The organism is Enterobacter sp. BIDMC 27 (assembly GCF_000534415.1).
In the GTDB taxonomy this organism is placed as follows: Bacteria; Pseudomonadota; Gammaproteobacteria; order Enterobacterales; family Enterobacteriaceae; genus Enterobacter; species Enterobacter hormaechei_C.
In genome coordinates this window covers 3,368,951-3,385,616 of the sequence record NZ_KI973178.1, presented here as the reverse complement: position 1 = coordinate 3,385,616, position 16,666 = coordinate 3,368,951, and the positions used below count along the sequence as shown (strand labels likewise).

Annotated in this window: 17 protein-coding genes; 15 read left to right on the top strand and 2 right to left on the bottom strand. The window is 53.4% G+C overall.

Annotated elements, in window-relative coordinates; all coding sequences use genetic code 11:
• Positions 1 to 38: 38 nt before the first annotated feature.
• Positions 39 to 1,031, bottom strand: a complete 993-nt coding sequence (gene pspF, locus L463_RS06785) for a phage shock protein operon transcriptional activator (protein ID WP_162200891.1) — start codon at positions 1,029 to 1,031, stop codon at positions 39 to 41.
• Positions 1,032 to 1,182: 151 nt separating this feature from the next.
• Here pspF and pspA point away from each other — a divergent pair, with 151 nt between their 5' ends.
• The 15 genes from pspA (at position 1,183) to L463_RS06860 (ending at position 15,613) form a co-directional block, all read left to right on the top strand.
• Positions 1,183 to 1,851 (top strand): phage shock protein PspA, encoded by a 669-nt coding sequence (gene pspA, locus L463_RS06790; RefSeq protein ID WP_015570399.1) that lies wholly within the window; start codon positions 1,183 to 1,185, stop codon positions 1,849 to 1,851.
• A gap of 49 nt (positions 1,852 to 1,900) precedes the next feature.
• Positions 1,901 to 2,125, top strand: a complete 225-nt coding sequence (gene pspB / locus L463_RS06795) for an envelope stress response membrane protein PspB (RefSeq protein WP_003856853.1) — start codon at positions 1,901 to 1,903, stop codon at positions 2,123 to 2,125.
• Positions 2,125 to 2,484, top strand: coding sequence for an envelope stress response membrane protein PspC (gene pspC, locus L463_RS06800; RefSeq protein WP_006810819.1), 360 nt, complete (start codon positions 2,125 to 2,127; stop codon positions 2,482 to 2,484). The genes pspB and pspC overlap by 1 nt, the downstream gene beginning before the upstream one ends.
• 12 nt (positions 2,485 to 2,496) lie before the next feature.
• Positions 2,497 to 2,721 (top strand): phage shock protein PspD, encoded by a 225-nt coding sequence (gene pspD / locus L463_RS06805; protein ID WP_003856857.1) that lies wholly within the window; start codon positions 2,497 to 2,499, stop codon positions 2,719 to 2,721.
• Positions 2,722 to 2,916: 195 nt separating this feature from the next.
• A complete protein-coding gene (locus L463_RS06810) occupies positions 2,917 to 4,614 on the top strand; it encodes a sugar phosphorylase (RefSeq protein WP_032103385.1) in 1,698 nt (565 codons plus the stop codon).
• Between the two features lie 13 nt (positions 4,615 to 4,627).
• Positions 4,628 to 5,920: an ABC transporter substrate-binding protein gene (locus L463_RS06815; RefSeq protein ID WP_032103386.1), complete on the top strand. Its 1,293-nt coding sequence runs from the start codon at positions 4,628 to 4,630 to the stop codon at positions 5,918 to 5,920.
• 21 nt (positions 5,921 to 5,941) lie between these two features.
• The gene (locus L463_RS06820) at positions 5,942 to 6,823 is read left to right on the top strand and encodes a carbohydrate ABC transporter permease (RefSeq protein ID WP_003856862.1); all 882 of its coding nucleotides are present in this window, start codon (positions 5,942 to 5,944) and stop codon (positions 6,821 to 6,823) included.
• Positions 6,810 to 7,652 carry a carbohydrate ABC transporter permease gene (locus L463_RS06825; RefSeq protein ID WP_015570402.1) on the top strand — a complete coding sequence of 281 codons (843 nt, stop codon included), beginning with the start codon at positions 6,810 to 6,812 and terminating at the stop codon, positions 7,650 to 7,652. The genes L463_RS06820 and L463_RS06825 overlap by 14 nt, the downstream gene beginning before the upstream one ends.
• A gap of 28 nt (positions 7,653 to 7,680) precedes the next feature.
• Complete coding sequence (locus L463_RS06830) at positions 7,681 to 8,733, top strand: zinc-dependent alcohol dehydrogenase (RefSeq protein ID WP_032103387.1); 1,053 nt, start codon at positions 7,681 to 7,683, stop codon at positions 8,731 to 8,733.
• 17 nt (positions 8,734 to 8,750) lie between these two features.
• Positions 8,751 to 9,539, top strand: a complete 789-nt coding sequence (locus tag L463_RS06835; RefSeq protein WP_032103388.1) for a sugar phosphate isomerase/epimerase family protein — start codon at positions 8,751 to 8,753, stop codon at positions 9,537 to 9,539.
• Between the two features lie 11 nt (positions 9,540 to 9,550).
• On the top strand, positions 9,551 to 10,609 hold the full coding sequence (locus tag L463_RS06840; protein WP_108454265.1) for a Gfo/Idh/MocA family protein: 1,059 nt from the start codon (positions 9,551 to 9,553) through the stop codon (positions 10,607 to 10,609).
• The gene (locus L463_RS06845) at positions 10,603 to 12,882 is read left to right on the top strand and encodes a glycoside hydrolase family 65 protein (RefSeq protein WP_032673236.1); all 2,280 of its coding nucleotides are present in this window, start codon (positions 10,603 to 10,605) and stop codon (positions 12,880 to 12,882) included. Before L463_RS06840 ends, L463_RS06845 begins: the two co-directional genes overlap by 7 nt.
• Complete coding sequence (pgmB, locus tag L463_RS06850; protein ID WP_023296699.1) at positions 12,872 to 13,537, top strand: beta-phosphoglucomutase; 666 nt, start codon at positions 12,872 to 12,874, stop codon at positions 13,535 to 13,537. The genes L463_RS06845 and pgmB overlap by 11 nt, the downstream gene beginning before the upstream one ends.
• Positions 13,538 to 13,550: 13 nt before the next feature.
• A complete protein-coding gene (locus L463_RS06855) occupies positions 13,551 to 14,633 on the top strand; it encodes an ABC transporter ATP-binding protein (protein ID WP_023296698.1) in 1,083 nt (360 codons plus the stop codon).
• A gap of 65 nt (positions 14,634 to 14,698) precedes the next feature.
• Complete coding sequence (locus L463_RS06860; protein ID WP_023296697.1) at positions 14,699 to 15,613, top strand: OmpG family monomeric porin; 915 nt, start codon at positions 14,699 to 14,701, stop codon at positions 15,611 to 15,613.
• A gap of 33 nt (positions 15,614 to 15,646) precedes the next feature.
• On the opposite strand, the gene L463_RS06865 is transcribed toward L463_RS06860, so the two are convergent.
• Positions 15,647 to 16,657: a LacI family DNA-binding transcriptional regulator gene (locus tag L463_RS06865; protein ID WP_023296696.1), complete on the bottom strand. Its 1,011-nt coding sequence runs from the start codon at positions 16,655 to 16,657 to the stop codon at positions 15,647 to 15,649.
• Positions 16,658 to 16,666: the final 9 nt, after the last annotated feature.

The window sequence follows — 16,666 nt, the reverse complement described above, 5'->3', positions numbered from 1 at the left end:
TGCTTCGTAAAAATGTCTGGGGGTAAGTGCTGATAATGTCAGCGCATTTGATGTTTTTTGAGCAATGCCCTTAACTGATGGTAGGTCAGGCCCAGCAGTTCAGCTGCCCGTTTCTGATTATATTTCGCCTCTTTCAGGCTCTGCTCAAGCAACTGTTGCTCCTGCTGATGCTGGAAGTGGCGTAAATCGAGCGGCAACGCCGGAGCCTGCTGGCGCGTCGCCGGAGCCGGGGGCTGTTTATCCTCGCGCCGAAAAGGATCGAGAATAATGTTGTCCAGTTCGGTCTCGCTGCTGCCATGCCGGTAAACGGACCGTTCCACCACGTTTTTCAGTTCACGAATATTGCCCGGCCAGTGGTAACCGAGCAGGGTCCCGGTGGCCCGTTCGCTGAAGCCCGGAAAGAGAGGCAGACCCAGTTCCCGGCACATCTGAATGGCAAACTGATCGGCCAGCAGCATGATATCGCTGCGCCGCTCCCGCAGCGGCGGCAGCTGTACAACATCGAAAGCCAGCCTGTCCAGCAGGTCGGCGCGGAATTTGTCCTCAGCCACCATCGCGGGCAGGTCGGCGTTGGTGGCGCATACCAGGCGAACGTTGACCTGGAGGGGCTGACTGCCGCCAACGCGTTCCAGTTCACCGTACTCAATGACGCGCAGCAGTTTTTCCTGCACCAGCATCGGCGCGGTCGCCAGCTCGTCGAGAAAGAGCGTTCCGCCATCGGCGCGCTCAAAGCGTCCGGGATGGCGTTTTTGTGCGCCGGTGAAGGCGCCAGCTTCATGACCAAACAGCTCGGTGTCGAGCAGGTTTTCATTCAGCGCCGCGCAGTTAAGGGAAATAAAAGGGCCGTCCCAGCGGCCAGACAGAAAGTGCAGGCGGTTAGCGATAAGTTCTTTACCCGTTCCGCGCTCACCGATAATCAGCACCGGTTTATTCAGTGGCGCGAGGCGCGATACCTGTTCAAGCACTTCCAGGAAGCTGTTGGCCTCGCCAAGCAAATTATCTTTATATTCAGCCATGATGAAATTAACCACTCCTTAGTGATATTCACCAGGTGAGAATAGCCGCTGGCTGGATAAATATCAATCACACTCAGTAAAATCAATAAGATAAAAAGTTGGCATGGGATTTGTATTAACTACTCAGCAGGGCATCGCCCGATAACAGAACTATGAGGATTGAATTATGGGTATTTTTTCTCGTTTTGCCGACATCGTGAACGCCAACATCAACTCGCTGCTGGAGAAAGCGGAAGATCCGCAGAAGCTGGTGCGCCTGATGATTCAGGAGATGGAAGACACGCTGGTTGAAGTACGCTCCACCTCCGCCCGCGCGCTGGCAGAGAAAAAGCAGTTAACGCGTCGTATCGAGCAGGCAACTGCCCAGCTTAACGAATGGCAGGAAAAAGCGGAACTGGCGCTGCGTAAAGATAAAGAAGATCTGGCTCGCGCTGCGCTGATTGAGAAGCAGAAGCTGACCGACATGGTTGCCACGCTGGAACACGAAGTGACGCTGGTGGATGATACTCTGGCGCGTATGAAGAAAGAGATTGGTGAGCTTGAAAACAAACTCAGCGAAACCCGTGCACGTCAACAGGCGCTGGCGCTGCGCCACCAGGCTGCAAGCTCGTCTCGCGACGTGCGTCGCCAGCTGGACAGCGGCAAGCTGGATGAAGCGATGGCCCGTTTCGAATCGTTTGAACGTCGTATCGACCACATGGAAGCTGAAGCCGAGAGCCACAGCATCGGTAAACAGAAAACCCTCGATCAGCAGTTTGCTGACCTGAAGGCCGATGATGAAATTAGCGAGCAACTGGCTGCGCTGAAAGCCAAAATGAAACAAGACAACCAATAATAATTCCTGCGGCACCTGAGCGTGCCGCATCGTAAGACAAGGAGTACACATGAGCGCGCTTTTTCTGGCTATACCCCTGACCATTTTCGTGCTGTTTGTTCTGCCCATCTGGTTATGGCTGCACTACAGCAACCGCTCTTCACGCGGTGAGCTGTCGCAGAGTGAACAACAGCGGCTGGCGCAGCTCTCTGCCGAGGCAAATAAAATGCGCGAACGTATTCAGGCGCTGGAAGCGATCCTGGACGCGGAACACCCGAACTGGAGGGAACGGTAATGGCTGGACTGAATCTGAATAAAAAACTGTGGCGGATCCCACAGCAGGGCATGGTTCGGGGCGTTTGCGCCGGGCTGGCGCACTATCTGGATGTTCCGGTAAAACTGGTGCGTGTGGTCACCGTATTGTCGATTTTCTTCGGCCTGGCCTTTATTACACTGGTGGCATACATCATCCTGTCGTTTGTACTCGATCCTATGCCGGAAGGTGAGCTGGATGCGGAGAACACGCCAACCAGCAGCGATCTCCTGAACGCGGTGGATGAACAGCTGAGCGCAGGGGAGAAGCGATTGCGCGAGATGGAACGTTATGTCACCTCCGATACCTTTACGCTGAGAAGTCGTTTTCGTCAGCTTTAAGAGAGAACTTACATGAAACAAAACTGGCAACAGGCCGGTCAGAAGGTAAAACCCGGCCTGAAAATCGCAGGTAAACTGGTTCTGATGACGGCGTTACGTTATGGCCCGGCCGGTGTGGCGGGTTGGGCGATCAAGTCTGTTGCCCGCAAGCCGGTCAGAATGATGCTGGCGGTCGCTCTGGAGCCGCTGTTACAGAAGCTGGCAAAACGCGTTTCCCGGCGCTACCTGTCACGCTAGTTCCTCCCGCATAAGCCCTTTCTCGCCCAGAGAAGGGGCATGACTTTCCCTTCTGCGTTTCTTCTGCTTTTCTGCTTTCTTTGCGGCAGCTCACAATAATGCGTTGCGCTGCGCTGAGATTGCTGCTTTCTGCCCCCGGGTCCGTTGACAGATATTTTACATGGGAGTAGATTGCCAATCCGTGGGACCGCTACCATGGAAAATAATGTGAACGCAAAAATTAAAAAACTTATCAATCATATTTACGGTGAATCATTTTCAGATGCACACCTTAACGTGTTATTAACTAAGCTTGAAAAGGCGGCGGTTAATATTACGGAAAAGCGTAAGTCAGGCTGGGATGAAAAAGACGTTGTGCTGATTACCTATGCCGATCAGTTTTCCGCGAAAGGGGAGAAAGCGTTGCCGGTATTTACCCGTTTCTATAATGAATGGCTTTCTCGCACGTTTTCTCATGTCCATCTGTTACCGTTTTATCCGTGGTCGTCGGATGATGGATTTTCCGTTATTGATTATCACGAAGTTGCACCTGAAACCGGAACCTGGCGAGATGTCGCGGAATTAAAACAGTCTGCCAGCTTAATGTTTGACTTCGTTTGCAACCATATGTCAGCGAAAAGCGAATGGTTTGCTAATTATCTGGCGCAGAAGCCGGGCTACGAAGATTTCTTTATTTCTGTCGATCCCGAAACCGATTTATCGGCGGTGACGCGTCCCCGCGCATTACCGCTGCTGACGCCGTTTACGCTTAATGATGGCAGCGTTCGTCATCTGTGGACCACATTCAGCGATGACCAGATCGATCTCAATTTCGCCTCGCCGCAGGTGCTGATTGCCATGGTTGACGTTCTGCTCCATTACCTCATGGAAGGGGCGCGTTATATCCGTCTGGATGCGGTCGGGTTTATGTGGAAGATCCCGGGAACCACCTGTATCCATCTGGAACAAACCCATTGCCTTATCCAGCTGTTCCGCGCCATTACGGACGCCGTGGCGCCTGGAACGGTGATCATCACTGAGACAAATGTTCCCCACAAAGACAATATCTCTTACTTCGGTGATGGTGAAAATGAAGCCCAGATGGTCTATCAGTTTTCCTTACCGCCGCTGGTGCTGCACGCCGTTCATCGTCAGGATGTTAAAGCCCTGTGCCGGTGGGCGGGCTCGCTGGCGCTGCCTTCAACTTACACCACCTGGTTTAATTTCCTGGCTTCACATGATGGTATCGGATTGAACCCATTACGCGGCATCCTTCCGGAATCAGAGATCCTTTCGCTGGTCGAAAAGCTTCAGCAGGAAGGCGCGCTGGTCAACTGGAAAAATAATCCTGACGGAACGCGAAGCCCCTATGAAATTAATGTCACCTATCTTGATGCGTTGAGTTTGCGAGACAGCTCAGATGATGAGCGCATTGCGCGGTTCATCCTGGCGCATGCTGTGTTGTTAAGTTTTCCTGGCGTACCGGCTGTATATATTCAAAGCATTCTTGGTTCGCGTAACGATTATGAAGGTGTCGAACGTCTCGGATATAATCGCGCGATAAACAGGAAGAAATACACCGCAGGTCAGGTTGATCGGGAGCTTAATAATAATAAGAGTATACGTTATCAGATTTATTCTCGTTTGAGTGAGCTTATTGCTATTCGTCGCGGCGAGCGTGCGTTCCATCCGGATAGTCAGGCTATTTTTTACGCAATCGGTGAAAATATTCTTAAAATTGTTCGTGTTGCTGAAAATGGCGAGCGAATGACAGCATTATTTAATTTTAGCAATAAAATGCAGACCGTTTATGGACAAACGCTCTTTGGTAGGGAATTACTCTCAGGACAAGATATTAGCGGTACGGAACTGACCCTCAATCCATGGCAGGTAATGTGGATTAAAGAAAACTAAAAAGGACCCTAAAATGAAAATGCCCAAAATTGTGCTGTTATCAGCACTGGTTTCGTGCGCCCTGTTATCAGGCTGTAAGGACGATAAAGCATCTCAGGTCACCATTGAGTTTATGCACTCGTCGGTAGAACAGGAGCGTCAGGCAGTTATTACGAAACTGATCGAAAAATTCGAGAAAGAAAACCCGACTATTACGGTGAAACAGGTCCCCGTTGAGGAAGATGCCTATAACACCAAGGTCATTACGTTGGCCCGTACCGGCGCGCTGCCGGAAGTGATTGAAGTCAGCCATGACTACGCCAAAGTCATGGATAAAGAGCAACTGCTGGACCGTGACGCGATCGGCAACGCGATTAACGCCGTCGGCGAAGATACCTTTTACGACGGCATTTTACGCGTTGTTCGCACCGAAGACGGCAAGGCATGGACGGGGGTGCCGGTTAGCGCGTGGCTGTCCGGCGTCTGGTATCACAAAGACGCGCTCGCGGCAGCGGGAATCGAAGAACCGCACAACTGGGAGCAACTGCTGAAAGCCAGTCAGGCGCTCAACGATCCGGCGAAAAAACATTACGGTATCGCGCTTCCAACCGCAGAAAGCGTCATGACGGAGCAGGCCTTCTCGCAGTTTGCGTTGTCAGGCGGAGCCAACGTCTTTGATGCAAACGGCAACGTGAAAATCGATACCCCTGAAATGTCGAAAGCGCTGGCGTTTTATCGGGCACTGGCCGCGAACACCATGCCGGGCTCGAATGATGTCATGGAGATCAAAGACGCCTTTATGAACGGCTCTGCGCCTATGGCCGTTTACTCCACCTATATCCTGCCCGCGGTCTACAAAGATGGCAATCCGGCCAACCTGGGGTTCGTGGTCCCGACGGAAAAATCATCAGCCGTGTACGGCATGATCACCTCGTTGACGATCACGACCGGCCAGACCGAAGAGGAAACGCAGGCGGCAGAAAAATTTGTGACCTGGATGGAGCAGGCTCAAAACGCGTCTGACTGGGTGATGATGTCCCCTGGTGCGGCGCTGCCGGTGAACAAACTCGTGGTGGGCACTGAAAGCTGGAAAAACAACGACGTGATCAAAGCCTTTGGCCAACTGCCTTACGAGCTGATTGCCCAGTTCCCGAACGTCCAGGTATTTGGCGCCGTAGGCGACAAAAACTTTACCCGCATGGGAGATGTTACCGGCTCCGGCATTATCAGTTCCATGGTGCATAACGTGACGGTGGGACAAAAAGATCTCAGTGCGACGTTAAGCAACAGCCAGAAGAAACTGACTGACCTGATATCACAACGATAGGAGCGCTTTGCGAAGGGAATTATGAAGACGTTGTTTTCTGGTCGTTCAGATATGCCTTTCGCCATGCTGCTGTTGGCCCCCAGCCTGATTTTGCTGGGGGGCCTGGTGGCCTGGCCAATGATTTCCAACATTGAAATCAGTTTTTTACGTTTACCGCTGAACCCGCGTATTGATGCGGTGTTCGTCGGCCTGGATAACTACATTCGCATTCTGGGCGATGCTGCGTTCTGGCACTCCCTGTGGATGACGTTCTGGTATACGGCGCTGGTCGTGCTCGGCAGCACCGGGCTGGGACTGGCCGTAGCGATCTTCTTTAACCGTGAATTCCGCATGCGGAAAACGGCACGTTCACTGGTGATTTTGTCCTACGTGACGCCGTCTATTTCACTGGTATTTGCCTGGAAATACATGTTCAACAACGGCTACGGGATTGTGAACTATCTGGGCGTTGATCTGCTGCATCTCTACGATCAGGCGCCGCTATGGTTCGATAATCCTGGCAGCAGTTTTGTGCTGGTTGTCCTGTTCGCCATCTGGCGTTACTTCCCGTACGCCTTTATCTCGTTCCTCGCGATTTTACAGACCATTGATAAATCATTGTACGAAGCGGCAGAGATGGACGGAGCAAATGCCTGGCAGCGTTTTCGTATCGTGACGTTGCCCGCCATCATGCCGGTGCTGGCCACGGTGGTCACGCTGCGAACCATCTGGATGTTCTACATGTTTGCGGATGTGTATCTGCTCACCACCAAGGTCGACATTCTGGGCGTATATCTCTACAAAACCGCCTTTGCGTTCAATGACCTGGGTAAAGCAGCCGCCATTTCCGTTGTGCTGTTTGTGATCATCTTCGCTGTCATTCTGCTGACCAGAAAAAGGGTAAACCTCAATGGCAACAAATAAACGCGTTCTGGGCCGTATCGGTTTTTATCTGGGACTGGCGCTATTTCTGATTATCACGCTGTTTCCATTTTTTGTGATGTTGATGACGTCGTTCAAAAGCGCGAAAGAGGCGATCTCGCTGCACCCGACCATTCTGCCGCAGGAGTGGACGCTACAGCACTACATCGACATCTTTAACCCGCTGATTTTCCCGTTTGTGGATTACTTTCGTAACAGCATGGTGGTGTCGCTGACCTCCTCGGTCATTGCGGTGTTTCTCGGCACGCTGGGCGCGTATGCGTTATCCAAACTGCGCTTTAAAGGGCGCACGACGATCAATGCGAGCTTCTACACCGTCTATATGTTCTCCGGGATCCTGCTGGTGGTGCCGCTGTTCAAAATCATCACCGCGCTCGGCATTTATGACACCGAACTGGCGCTGATCATCACCATGGTGACGCAGACGTTGCCTACCGCGGTCTTTATGCTGCGCAGCTATTTCGACACCATCCCGGACGAAATCGAAGAAGCCGCGATGATGGACGGCCTGAACCGCCTGCAAATCATCTTCCGCATCACCGTGCCGCTGGCGATCTCGGGTCTGGTGTCGGTCTTTGTCTACTGCTTCATGGTGGCGTGGAATGACTATCTGTTCGCCTCCATTTTCCTGTCCAGCGCCAGCAACTTTACGTTGCCGGTGGGGCTGAACACGCTCTTCAGTACGCCAGATTACATCTGGGGTCGCATGATGGCGGCATCGCTGGTCACGGCACTTCCGGTCGTCATTATGTATGCCCTGTCTGAACGTTTCATTAAAAGTGGTTTGACCGCCGGCGGCGTGAAGGGCTGAGGCGGCCGATTTTAACAAGGAGTCAGTCATGAAAAAATTAGTTGCGACAGCGCCTCGTGTAGCGGCGCTGGTGGAATACGAAGATCGTCCTGTTGCAGCACATGAGGTGAAGATTCGTGCCCGTTATGGCGCCCCGAAACACGGCACTGAAGTCGTGGATTTCCGCGCGGCAAGCCCGTTCATTGATGAAGAGTTCAACGCTGAGTGGCAGATGTTTACCCCGCGTGAAGAAGGTGCAGCGCGCGGCATCGAATTTGGTAAATTCCAGCTGGGGAACATGATCGTCGGCGACATCATCGAATGTGGTGCGGACGTGACGGAATACCAGATCGGCGACAGCGTCTGCTGCTACGGCCCGTTGCAGGAAACGGTCATCGTTAACGCGGTGAACAACTATAAGCTGCGCAAAATGCCGAAGGGCGCATCCTGGAAAAACGCCGTTTGTTACGATCCGGCGCAGTTCGCCATGAGCGGCGTGCGTGATGCTAACGTCCGCGTAGGGGATTTCGTCGTGGTTGTGGGGCTGGGCGCGATTGGCCAGATTGCGATTCAGCTGGCGAAAAAAGCCGGCGCGTCAGTGGTTATTGGTGTCGATCCTATCGAACACCGCTGTGAGATCGCCCGCCGTCACGGTGCAGACCACTGCCTGAACCCAATCGGTACCGATGTCGGTCTGGAAATTAAGAAACTGACCGGCAAGCAGGGCGCAGATGTGATCATCGAAACCAGCGGATTCGCAGATGCGCTGCAATCTGCGCTGCGCGGTCTCGCCTACGGCGGCACCATCTCCTATGTGGCTTTCGCCAAGCCGTTCGCGGCGGGCTTCAACCTTGGTCGCGAAGCACACTTCAATAACGCCAAAATTGTCTTCTCCCGCGCATGCAGTGAACCCAACCCGGATTATCCGCGCTGGAGCCGCAAGCGTATTGAAGAGACCTGCTGGGAATTGCTGATGAACGGTTATCTCAATTGCGAAGATCTGATCGACCCGGTCGTCACCTTCACCACCAGCCCGGAAAGCTATATGAAGTATGTCGATCAGCACCCGGAACTCAGTATCAAAATGGGCGTCACTTTTTAAGCTAAGGACAGCAAATCATGAATATCGCAACACAAAACCAGGCCTTTTTCCCGACCGCTATCATGGAAAAATTCGAATACATCAAAGCGATGGGATTTGATGGCTACGAAATCGATGGCCGACTGCTGGTGGAAAACCTCGACGAAGTAAAAGCGGCTATCAAAGCCACCGGCCTGCCAGTCACGACGGCCTGTGGCGGTTACGATGGCTGGATCGGGGATTTTATCGAAGAACGCCGCCTGAACGGTCTACAGCAGATTGAACGCATTCTTGAAGCGCTGGCAGAAGTGGGCGGCAAGGGGATTATCGTCCCGGCTGCCTGGGGGATGTTTACCTTCCGTCTGCCGCCAATGACTTCGCCACGTAGTCTGGACGGCGATCGCAAAGCGGTCAGCGCTTCTCTGCGCTGGCTGGATGAGGTGGCAGCGCGCACCGGTACTACCGTCTACCTGGAGCCGCTGAACCGCTATCAGGATCATATGATCAACACTCTGGCCGACGCGCGTCGTTATATCGAAGAGAATGGCCTGAAGCACGTGCAGATCATCGGTGATTTCTACCACATGAATATTGAAGAAGACTCCCTGACGGAAGCGCTGCATCAGAACCGCGACCTGCTGGGTCATGTGCACATTGCTGATAACCACCGCTATCAGCCGGGCAGCGGCAGCCTCGATTTCGCCAGCCTGTTCGATCAGCTGCGTGCCGATAACTATCAGGGTTACGTCGTGTACGAGTGCCGGGTGCGTGCCGACGATCCGGCTCAGGCCTATAAGGACTCTCTCACTTACTTGCGTGAATGCTAAGGATGACTAGCGTGATGAGTGCTTCTACACCTTTGCCTCTGCGCGTCGCCATCATTGGCGCCGGGCAGGTTGCAGACAAAGTGCATGCCTCGTATTACGCCACGCGCAGTGATGTTCAAATGGTGGCTGTCATGGACAGCCGCCTTGAGCAGGCACAGGCGTTCGCGGAACGTTATGCTATTCCATCGGCATGGCAGGACGCTCACGAGATGTTGCAGGAAGTAAAACCGGATGTGGTGAGCGTCTGTTCGCCTAACCGGTTCCATTTTGAACATGTGATGGCGGCTCTCGAAGCAGGCTGTCATGTGATGTGTGAAAAGCCGCCGGCGATGACCCCGCACCAGGCAGATGAGATGCGTCTGGCGGCGCGCAAGGCTGGAAAAGTCCTCGCGTACGATTTTCACCATCGCTTTGCCCTGGATACCCAGCTCCTGCGCGATGCGGTTATGAACGGAACGCTCGGTGAAATTTACTTCACCTCCGCGCAGGCGCTGCGTCGTTGCGGTGTGCCGGGGTGGGGCGTGTTCACCAATAAATCGCTTCAGGGCGGCGGGCCGCTGATCGATATCGGCATTCATATGCTGGATGCCGCGATGTATGTGCTGGGCTTCCCGGCCGTGAAGCGGGTAACCGCGCACAGCTTCCAGAGACTGGGGAACCGGAAACACACCGGCCAGTTTGGCGAATGGGATCCTGCGCAGTTTACCGTGGAAGATGCCCTGTTTGGCACGATTGAGTTCTGCAACGGTGGCATTCTGCGTCTGGACACCTCTTTTGCGCTTAATATCCGCGAGCAGTCGATCATGAACGTCTCTTTCTGCGGTGAGAAGGCGGGTGCAACGCTGTTCCCGGCACACATTTATAACGACGAAGCCGGTGTTTTACAGACGCTGACCCAGCGGGAAGAGGCTGACGATCGCCGACATCTGCGCAGTATGGACGCGTTTGTTCGCCACGTATTGGGCGAGCCGGTCATGATTGCCGATGCGGAGCAGGGGCTGGTGATCCAGCAATTAGTCGCGGCGTTATATGAAGCCGCGGAAACAGGGGAAAGCGTGACGTTATGCTGAACCAGTCTGTATTAACCGATCCGGGCTTTTGCCCGCATAGCCTGAATAAGTACGCGTCCATTATGGCCTGCGGCAATGGCTACATGGGCATTCGCGCCACGCATGAAGAAGATTACACCCAGCAGACCAGAGGCATGTATCTCGCGGGGCTGTATCATCGCGCGGGACGCAACGAAACCACTGAGCTGATCAATCTGCCGGATGTCACCGGGATTGAAGTTGAGCTGGACGGCGTCAATTTCACGCTCCTTTCAGGCGAAATTCTTGAGTGGCAACGCGAGCTGGCCTTTGCTAACGGCGAACTGCATCGTAACGTTGTCTGGCGTTCGCCGGACGGAAAACGCTATCGCCTCGAGAGCCGTCGTTTTGTTTCGCTGGACCAGTTGCCCTTAGTGGCAATGCAGCTCTCGATCACACCGCTTGACGGCGCCGCTCAGGCCGTGCTGAAAACCGGCATAGATGCGACACAAACGAACAGCGGCAGGCAGCACCTGGATGAAATCTCGGTCAGGGTCTTTGACCAGCACTACATGCAGGGTGTGTATGAAACGCAGGACCGGGCGTCTGAAGTTGTTGTTTCGGCGTTTTGTCAGCTCTCCGCTAAGAGCGACAGCTGTTTCACCGCCAAAAATCGGCGCCTCAGCGTTCATCATTCTCTGACTATCTCGCAAGATGACACTGTCACGCTTGAGAAGAGCGTCTGGCTGACGCATCGCAGCGATAAAGCGCTCTCGCAGGAGTCTTTCGCCCGCAACGCGCTGGCCGATCTCAAAGTCTGCGCGGCAAGAGGCTACGATGCGTTGCTTGAGAGCTCAGCGTACGCCTGGGAAGCGGTCTGGCGTGATGCTCGGGTGGAAGTGACGTGTGCAGAACAGCAGGATCAGCTGGCGCTGGATTACGCCGTCTGGCATCTGACGACAATGACGCCTGCTCATGATGAGCGAAGCAGTATTGCGGCGAAAGGGCTGACGGGTGAGGGGTATAAGGGACACGTCTTCTGGGATACCGAAATTTTCCTGCTGCCGTTCCATCTGTTTACCCGTCCACAGATTGCCCGCAGTCTGCTGCGCTATCGCTGGCTCAATCTTTCGGGCGCGCGTGAAAAAGCACGGCGTAACGGTTGGCCGGGCGCGTTGTTCCCGTGGGAAAGCGCCGCCAGCGGACAGGAAGAGACGCCAGAATTCGCAGCCATTAACATCCGCACCGGGGTTCGCCAGAAGGTCGCCTCCGCTCTCGCTGAACACCACATCGTGGCTGATATTGCCTGGGCCGTTGTCGCTTACTGGCAGGCAACACACGACGATGCCTTTATGCGCAATGAGGGCCTGACGCTGCTGATGGAAACCGCTTCGTTCTGGATGGGACGCGCGACGGAAATTAATGGTCGTCTTGAGATCCATGACGTGATCGGACCGGATGAATACACCGAGCATGTCAACAACAATGCCTACACCAACTATCTGGCCTGGCACAACGTTGCCTGCGCGCGTCAGTTTATGGCGATGTTTGGGCGTGAAGATGCGCGTTTTACGGAGAATGCCGGGAAGTTCCTGGCGCGCCTGTGGCTGCCAGAGGCCGATGCAGACGGTGTGATCCCGCAGGACGATACCTTCATGGCGAAACCTGCCATCGATCTGAGCCGCTATAAAGCCAAAGCGGGTAAGCAAACCATTCTGCTTGATTACTCTCGCGCGGAAGTGAACGAGATGCAGATCCTGAAGCAGGCCGACGTGGTGATGCTTAACTACCTGCTGCCGGAACGGTTTACGCCGCAGCAATGTGCCGCCAATCTGGCGTTCTACGAGCCACGCACGATCCATGATTCATCCCTGAGTAAAGCCATTCACGGCATTGTGCTCGCACGCTGCGGTGACACCGACGGGGCGTATGCCTTCTGGCGTGATGGTATCGCCATCGACCTGGGGGACGACCCGCACAGCAGTGATGACGGTATTCATGCCGCCGCCACCGGTGCGATCTGGTTGGGCGCCATTCAGGGATTTGCTGGCCTGCACATTAGCGAAGGGGAGCTGCATCTTGCGCCGAAGCTGCCTGCTCACTGGCAGAAACTCGCCTTCCCGCTGCGGTGGCGGGACGCAACAATGCACGTTACCTGTGAAGATGACCAGTTAACCATTGAAACCACCGCACCTGTCACGTTGACGCTGTGGGGTAAAACGCTGCACGTATCAGGGCGAAAAGTCTGCGCGCGTAAGGACTTTCTTGCATCTGTTAATGGGACCGCTACCACGGAGGGGCGCCATGACGCTTAACGCTGTTGTATTCGATCTGGACGGGGTGATCACCGATACCGCGCATCTTCACTTTCTGGCCTGGCGCGCCGTGGCGGAAGAGATTGGTATCACCTTCGATGAAGTATTTAACGAACAGCTGAAGGGAATAAGCCGTATGGACTCCCTCCAGCGCATTCTGAAACATGGCGGGAAAGAGGGGATGTTCAGTGACGAGCAGCGCCTGGCGCTGGCGACGACAAAAAACGCGCTTTACGTCCAGTCGCTGGCATCACTGACCCAGGATTCGCTGCTGCCGGGTATTCGCGACGTGCTGGCGGATATTCGCGCCGCGAAGGTCAAAATTGGCCTGGCATCCGTATCGCTTAATGCTCCTGGGATTTTGCACGCGTTGGGTATTCATCAGGCTTTCGATTTTTGCGCCGATGCTTCGCGCATTAGCCGCTCAAAGCCGGACCCGGAAATCTTCCTTGCGGCCTGTAAAGGACTGAACGTGCGTGCTGAAGAGGCCATTGGTATCGAAGATGCCGCCGCAGGAGTAGATGCGATTAACGCCGCAGGAATGCTGTCGGTCGGGATTGGGCCTGGCCTGAACCATGCGGGATTACAACTTCATTCAACGCAGGAACTGACCTGGGAACGCCTGACGGCGTTCTGGGCATCCCGGGCGTATTGATAAGGAATTAATAATGGCTCAACTGTCTCTGAAACACATTCAGAAAATCTATGATAACCAGGTCCACGTGGTGAAGGATTTCAACCTCGAAATTGAAGACAAAGAATTTATTGTCTTCGTCGGTCCATCGGGCTGTGGGAAATCCACGACGCTGCGAATGATTGCCGGCCTCGAGGAGATCAGCGCGGGTGAACTGATTATTGATGGGGTTTGCATGAATGATGTTCCCGCCAAGTCCCGTGATATCGCGATGGTCTTCCAGAACTATGCGCTCTATCCGCATATGACGGTCTACGACAACATGGCGTTTGGCCTGAAAATGCAAAAAATTGCGCCCTCCGTCATTGAAGAACGCGTTAGCTGGGCGGCACAGATCCTGGGCTTGCGCGACTATCTCCAGCGTAAACCTGGCGCGTTGTCCGGCGGTCAGCGCCAGCGCGTGGCGTTAGGAAGGGCGATAGTGCGCGAAGCGGGGGTCTTCCTGATGGATGAGCCTTTATCCAACCTCGATGCCAAACTTCGCGTGCAGATGCGCGCTGAAATCAGCAAGCTGCACCAGAAGCTTAATACCACCATGATTTACGTGACGCACGATCAGACGGAAGCCATGACGATGGCGACACGCATCGTGATTTTAAAGGACGGCATCATTCAGCAGGTGGGCGCGCCGAAGCAGGTATACAACGAGCCGGCGAATATGTTCGTTGCAGGGTTTATTGGCTCACCGGCGATGAACTTCATTCGTGGCGCGATCGACGGCCGCTACTTTGTGACCGAAACGCTGCGCCTGGAGATCCCGGAGGACATTCTGGCCGTACTTAATGCGCAAGGTTACCAGCGTAAAGCGGTCGTCTTTGGGATCCGTCCGGAAGACATTCTCACCGCACAGCGAAGCAGTGAAAACATCACGGCGAAGATCAGCGTTGCTGAGCTGACCGGGGCTGAATTTATGCTTTATGCCACCGTGGGTGGGCATGAACTGGTCGTCCGTGCGGGAGCGGCGGATGATTACGTCGCCGGAGAGAATATCGGCATCCAGTTCGATATGAATAAGTGCCATTTCTTCGATGCTGATACTGAAACAGCTATTAGATAAGAAAGGTGTTCGCCGGAAATGAAAGTTTCCGGTTTTTTGTGTGTTAATTATAAAGGAATATTTTAATGAGTACTCTACTAAGAAGTGCTGCGCTCGTCCTGTGCGCAGGGGTGAGCTGCGCGCAAGCAACAGAATCAGCCAAACAGTGGGAATTTAATATTGGCGCCATGTATGAAATTGAAAACGTCGAAGGTCAGGCCGACGATAAAGATGGATTATATGAACCCTCCGTGTGGTTTAATGCCACATGGGATGCCTGGACCATTTCGCTGGCTATGTATCAGGAAGGGCCGGTCGATTACAGTAGCATGACGCGCGGCACCTATTTTGATCGTCCAGAAGTAGAATTACGCTATCGTATTATTGGTACCGATGATTTCACGCTGGGACTGACGGGAGGTTTCCGTAATTACAGCTATCATTTCAAAGACGAGGATGGCGCGAAAGCGGGCAGCGCGAATATGCAGCGCTATAAAATTCAACCTGACTGGGATGTAAAATTAACCGATGACTGGCGTTTTGGCGGATGGTTTGCCATGTACCAGTTTGCGAATGACCTGGCAAAAACAGGTTATTCAGACAGCCGTGTCGAAACGGAAACCGGTTTTACCTGGACAATTAACGAAACGGTCTCGGCAAAAGTTAATTACTATTTAGAGCGCGGTTTTAATATGGACGGCTCACGAAATAACGGTGAATTCTCCACTCAGGAAATTCGCGCCTATCTGCCGATTTCATTGGGTCAGACGACGCTAACGCCTTATACCCGTCTGGGACTCGATCGCTGGTCAAACTGGGACTGGCAAGACGATCCTGAGCGTGAAGGACATGATTTCAACCGTTTGGGTATGCTGTACGCCTATGATTTTAACAATGGTTTATCCATGACGCTGGAATATGCCTACGAATGGGAAAACCATGACGAAGGGGAAAGTGACCGCTTCCACTATGCCGGTATCGGCGTGAATTACGCGTTTTGATAACACTTCACCAGGGGCGTTTGCCCCTGGTTTTTAGCGTAATGAAGCCGCATCTGAAAAATGCGTTTCAACCAATATCTTATGCGGGGCAGGTTTACCCGCTATGCACCTGAACAACACATCGCAGCTCTCTTCGCCCAGCTTTCTGGTGGGGATATCAAAGCCGCCAGGCGCAGGGGTTAAAATGAGAGATAGCATTGGGTCGCTGTATCCTGCCATTGCGACCTGTTCCGGGATCGTCAGGTTTAGCGCATCCGCGGCACGATAAAGACTCAGCAATTTCATACTGTCTGTCGCAAAAACCGCATCGGGCGGGTTGTCTGAAGAGAGTAGCTGACAGGCCGCCTGAAGCGCGCTTTCATGGGTGTATCCGCCATCAATAACCCAGTCCGGGTTAATCGCAATACCCTGCTTCTCAAGGCTCGATTTATAGCCCGCCAGGCGATCGATAGAAACGTGATAATCGAGCGGGGCATGCAGGCAGGCAATTTTAGTGCGACCATGTTTGATAAATGAGTCGGTTAATATGGCGCTGTCGCGGAAATTATCCGTGTCGACAGAATAGATATTCTGGTAATTACCTTCCACTTTACCAATAACGACCACGGGCACGCCATATTCGTCCAGCGTCGCGAAAAAAGACTCGTTCGCCGGCGAGCTTAGCATGATGATCCCCTTGATCATCTTCTGCTTTATTTTACCCACGCATTTTTGCAGATCATCTTCGCTGCTTTTGGACGTTTGTAAAATAACATCAAAACCCTCTTCTTCTGCTTTTGCCGTAATGGCATGTAGTACATCAGAGAAAAACGGATTGCCGGCGGTGGTTTTGGTTGAACGGGTCGAAATAACCATAATGGCGTCGAAGCCAGAAGAGGTGAGTGCGCGGGCAAGTTTATTCGGTTGATAATTTAATTCTTCTATCGCCTTCAACACCTTTTCGCGCGCTTCAGGAGAAATATTCGTTTGTTTATTCAGAACGCGCGACACGGTTGATTTCGAAACGCCAGCAACGCGGGCAATATCATAGATGGTGGGTGACATACACCTTAC

What these genes read in the sequence shown, in the direction of transcription:
- pspA (WP_015570399.1), top strand. Translation starts at nt 1,183, where the DNA reads ATGGGTATTTTTTCTCGTTTTGCCGACATCGTGAACGCCAACATCAAC.
- L463_RS06815 (WP_032103386.1), top strand. Translation starts at nt 4,628, where the DNA reads ATGAAAATGCCCAAAATTGTGCTGTTATCAGCACTGGTTTCGTGCGCC.
- L463_RS06855 (WP_023296698.1), top strand. Translation starts at nt 13,551, where the DNA reads ATGGCTCAACTGTCTCTGAAACACATTCAGAAAATCTATGATAACCAG.
- L463_RS06810 (WP_032103385.1), top strand. Translation starts at nt 2,917, where the DNA reads ATGGAAAATAATGTGAACGCAAAAATTAAAAAACTTATCAATCATATT.
- L463_RS06820 (WP_003856862.1), top strand. Translation starts at nt 5,942, where the DNA reads ATGAAGACGTTGTTTTCTGGTCGTTCAGATATGCCTTTCGCCATGCTG.
- pspD (WP_003856857.1), top strand. Translation starts at nt 2,497, where the DNA reads ATGAAACAAAACTGGCAACAGGCCGGTCAGAAGGTAAAACCCGGCCTG.
- L463_RS06865 (WP_023296696.1), bottom strand. Translation starts at nt 16,657, where the DNA reads ATGTCACCCACCATCTATGATATTGCCCGCGTTGCTGGCGTTTCGAAA.
- L463_RS06830 (WP_032103387.1), top strand. Translation starts at nt 7,681, where the DNA reads ATGAAAAAATTAGTTGCGACAGCGCCTCGTGTAGCGGCGCTGGTGGAA.
- L463_RS06860 (WP_023296697.1), top strand. Translation starts at nt 14,699, where the DNA reads ATGAGTACTCTACTAAGAAGTGCTGCGCTCGTCCTGTGCGCAGGGGTG.
- L463_RS06825 (WP_015570402.1), top strand. Translation starts at nt 6,810, where the DNA reads ATGGCAACAAATAAACGCGTTCTGGGCCGTATCGGTTTTTATCTGGGA.
- L463_RS06835 (WP_032103388.1), top strand. Translation starts at nt 8,751, where the DNA reads ATGAATATCGCAACACAAAACCAGGCCTTTTTCCCGACCGCTATCATG.
- pgmB (WP_023296699.1), top strand. Translation starts at nt 12,872, where the DNA reads ATGACGCTTAACGCTGTTGTATTCGATCTGGACGGGGTGATCACCGAT.
- pspC (WP_006810819.1), top strand. Translation starts at nt 2,125, where the DNA reads ATGGCTGGACTGAATCTGAATAAAAAACTGTGGCGGATCCCACAGCAG.
- L463_RS06845 (WP_032673236.1), top strand. Translation starts at nt 10,603, where the DNA reads ATGCTGAACCAGTCTGTATTAACCGATCCGGGCTTTTGCCCGCATAGC.
- pspB (WP_003856853.1), top strand. Translation starts at nt 1,901, where the DNA reads ATGAGCGCGCTTTTTCTGGCTATACCCCTGACCATTTTCGTGCTGTTT.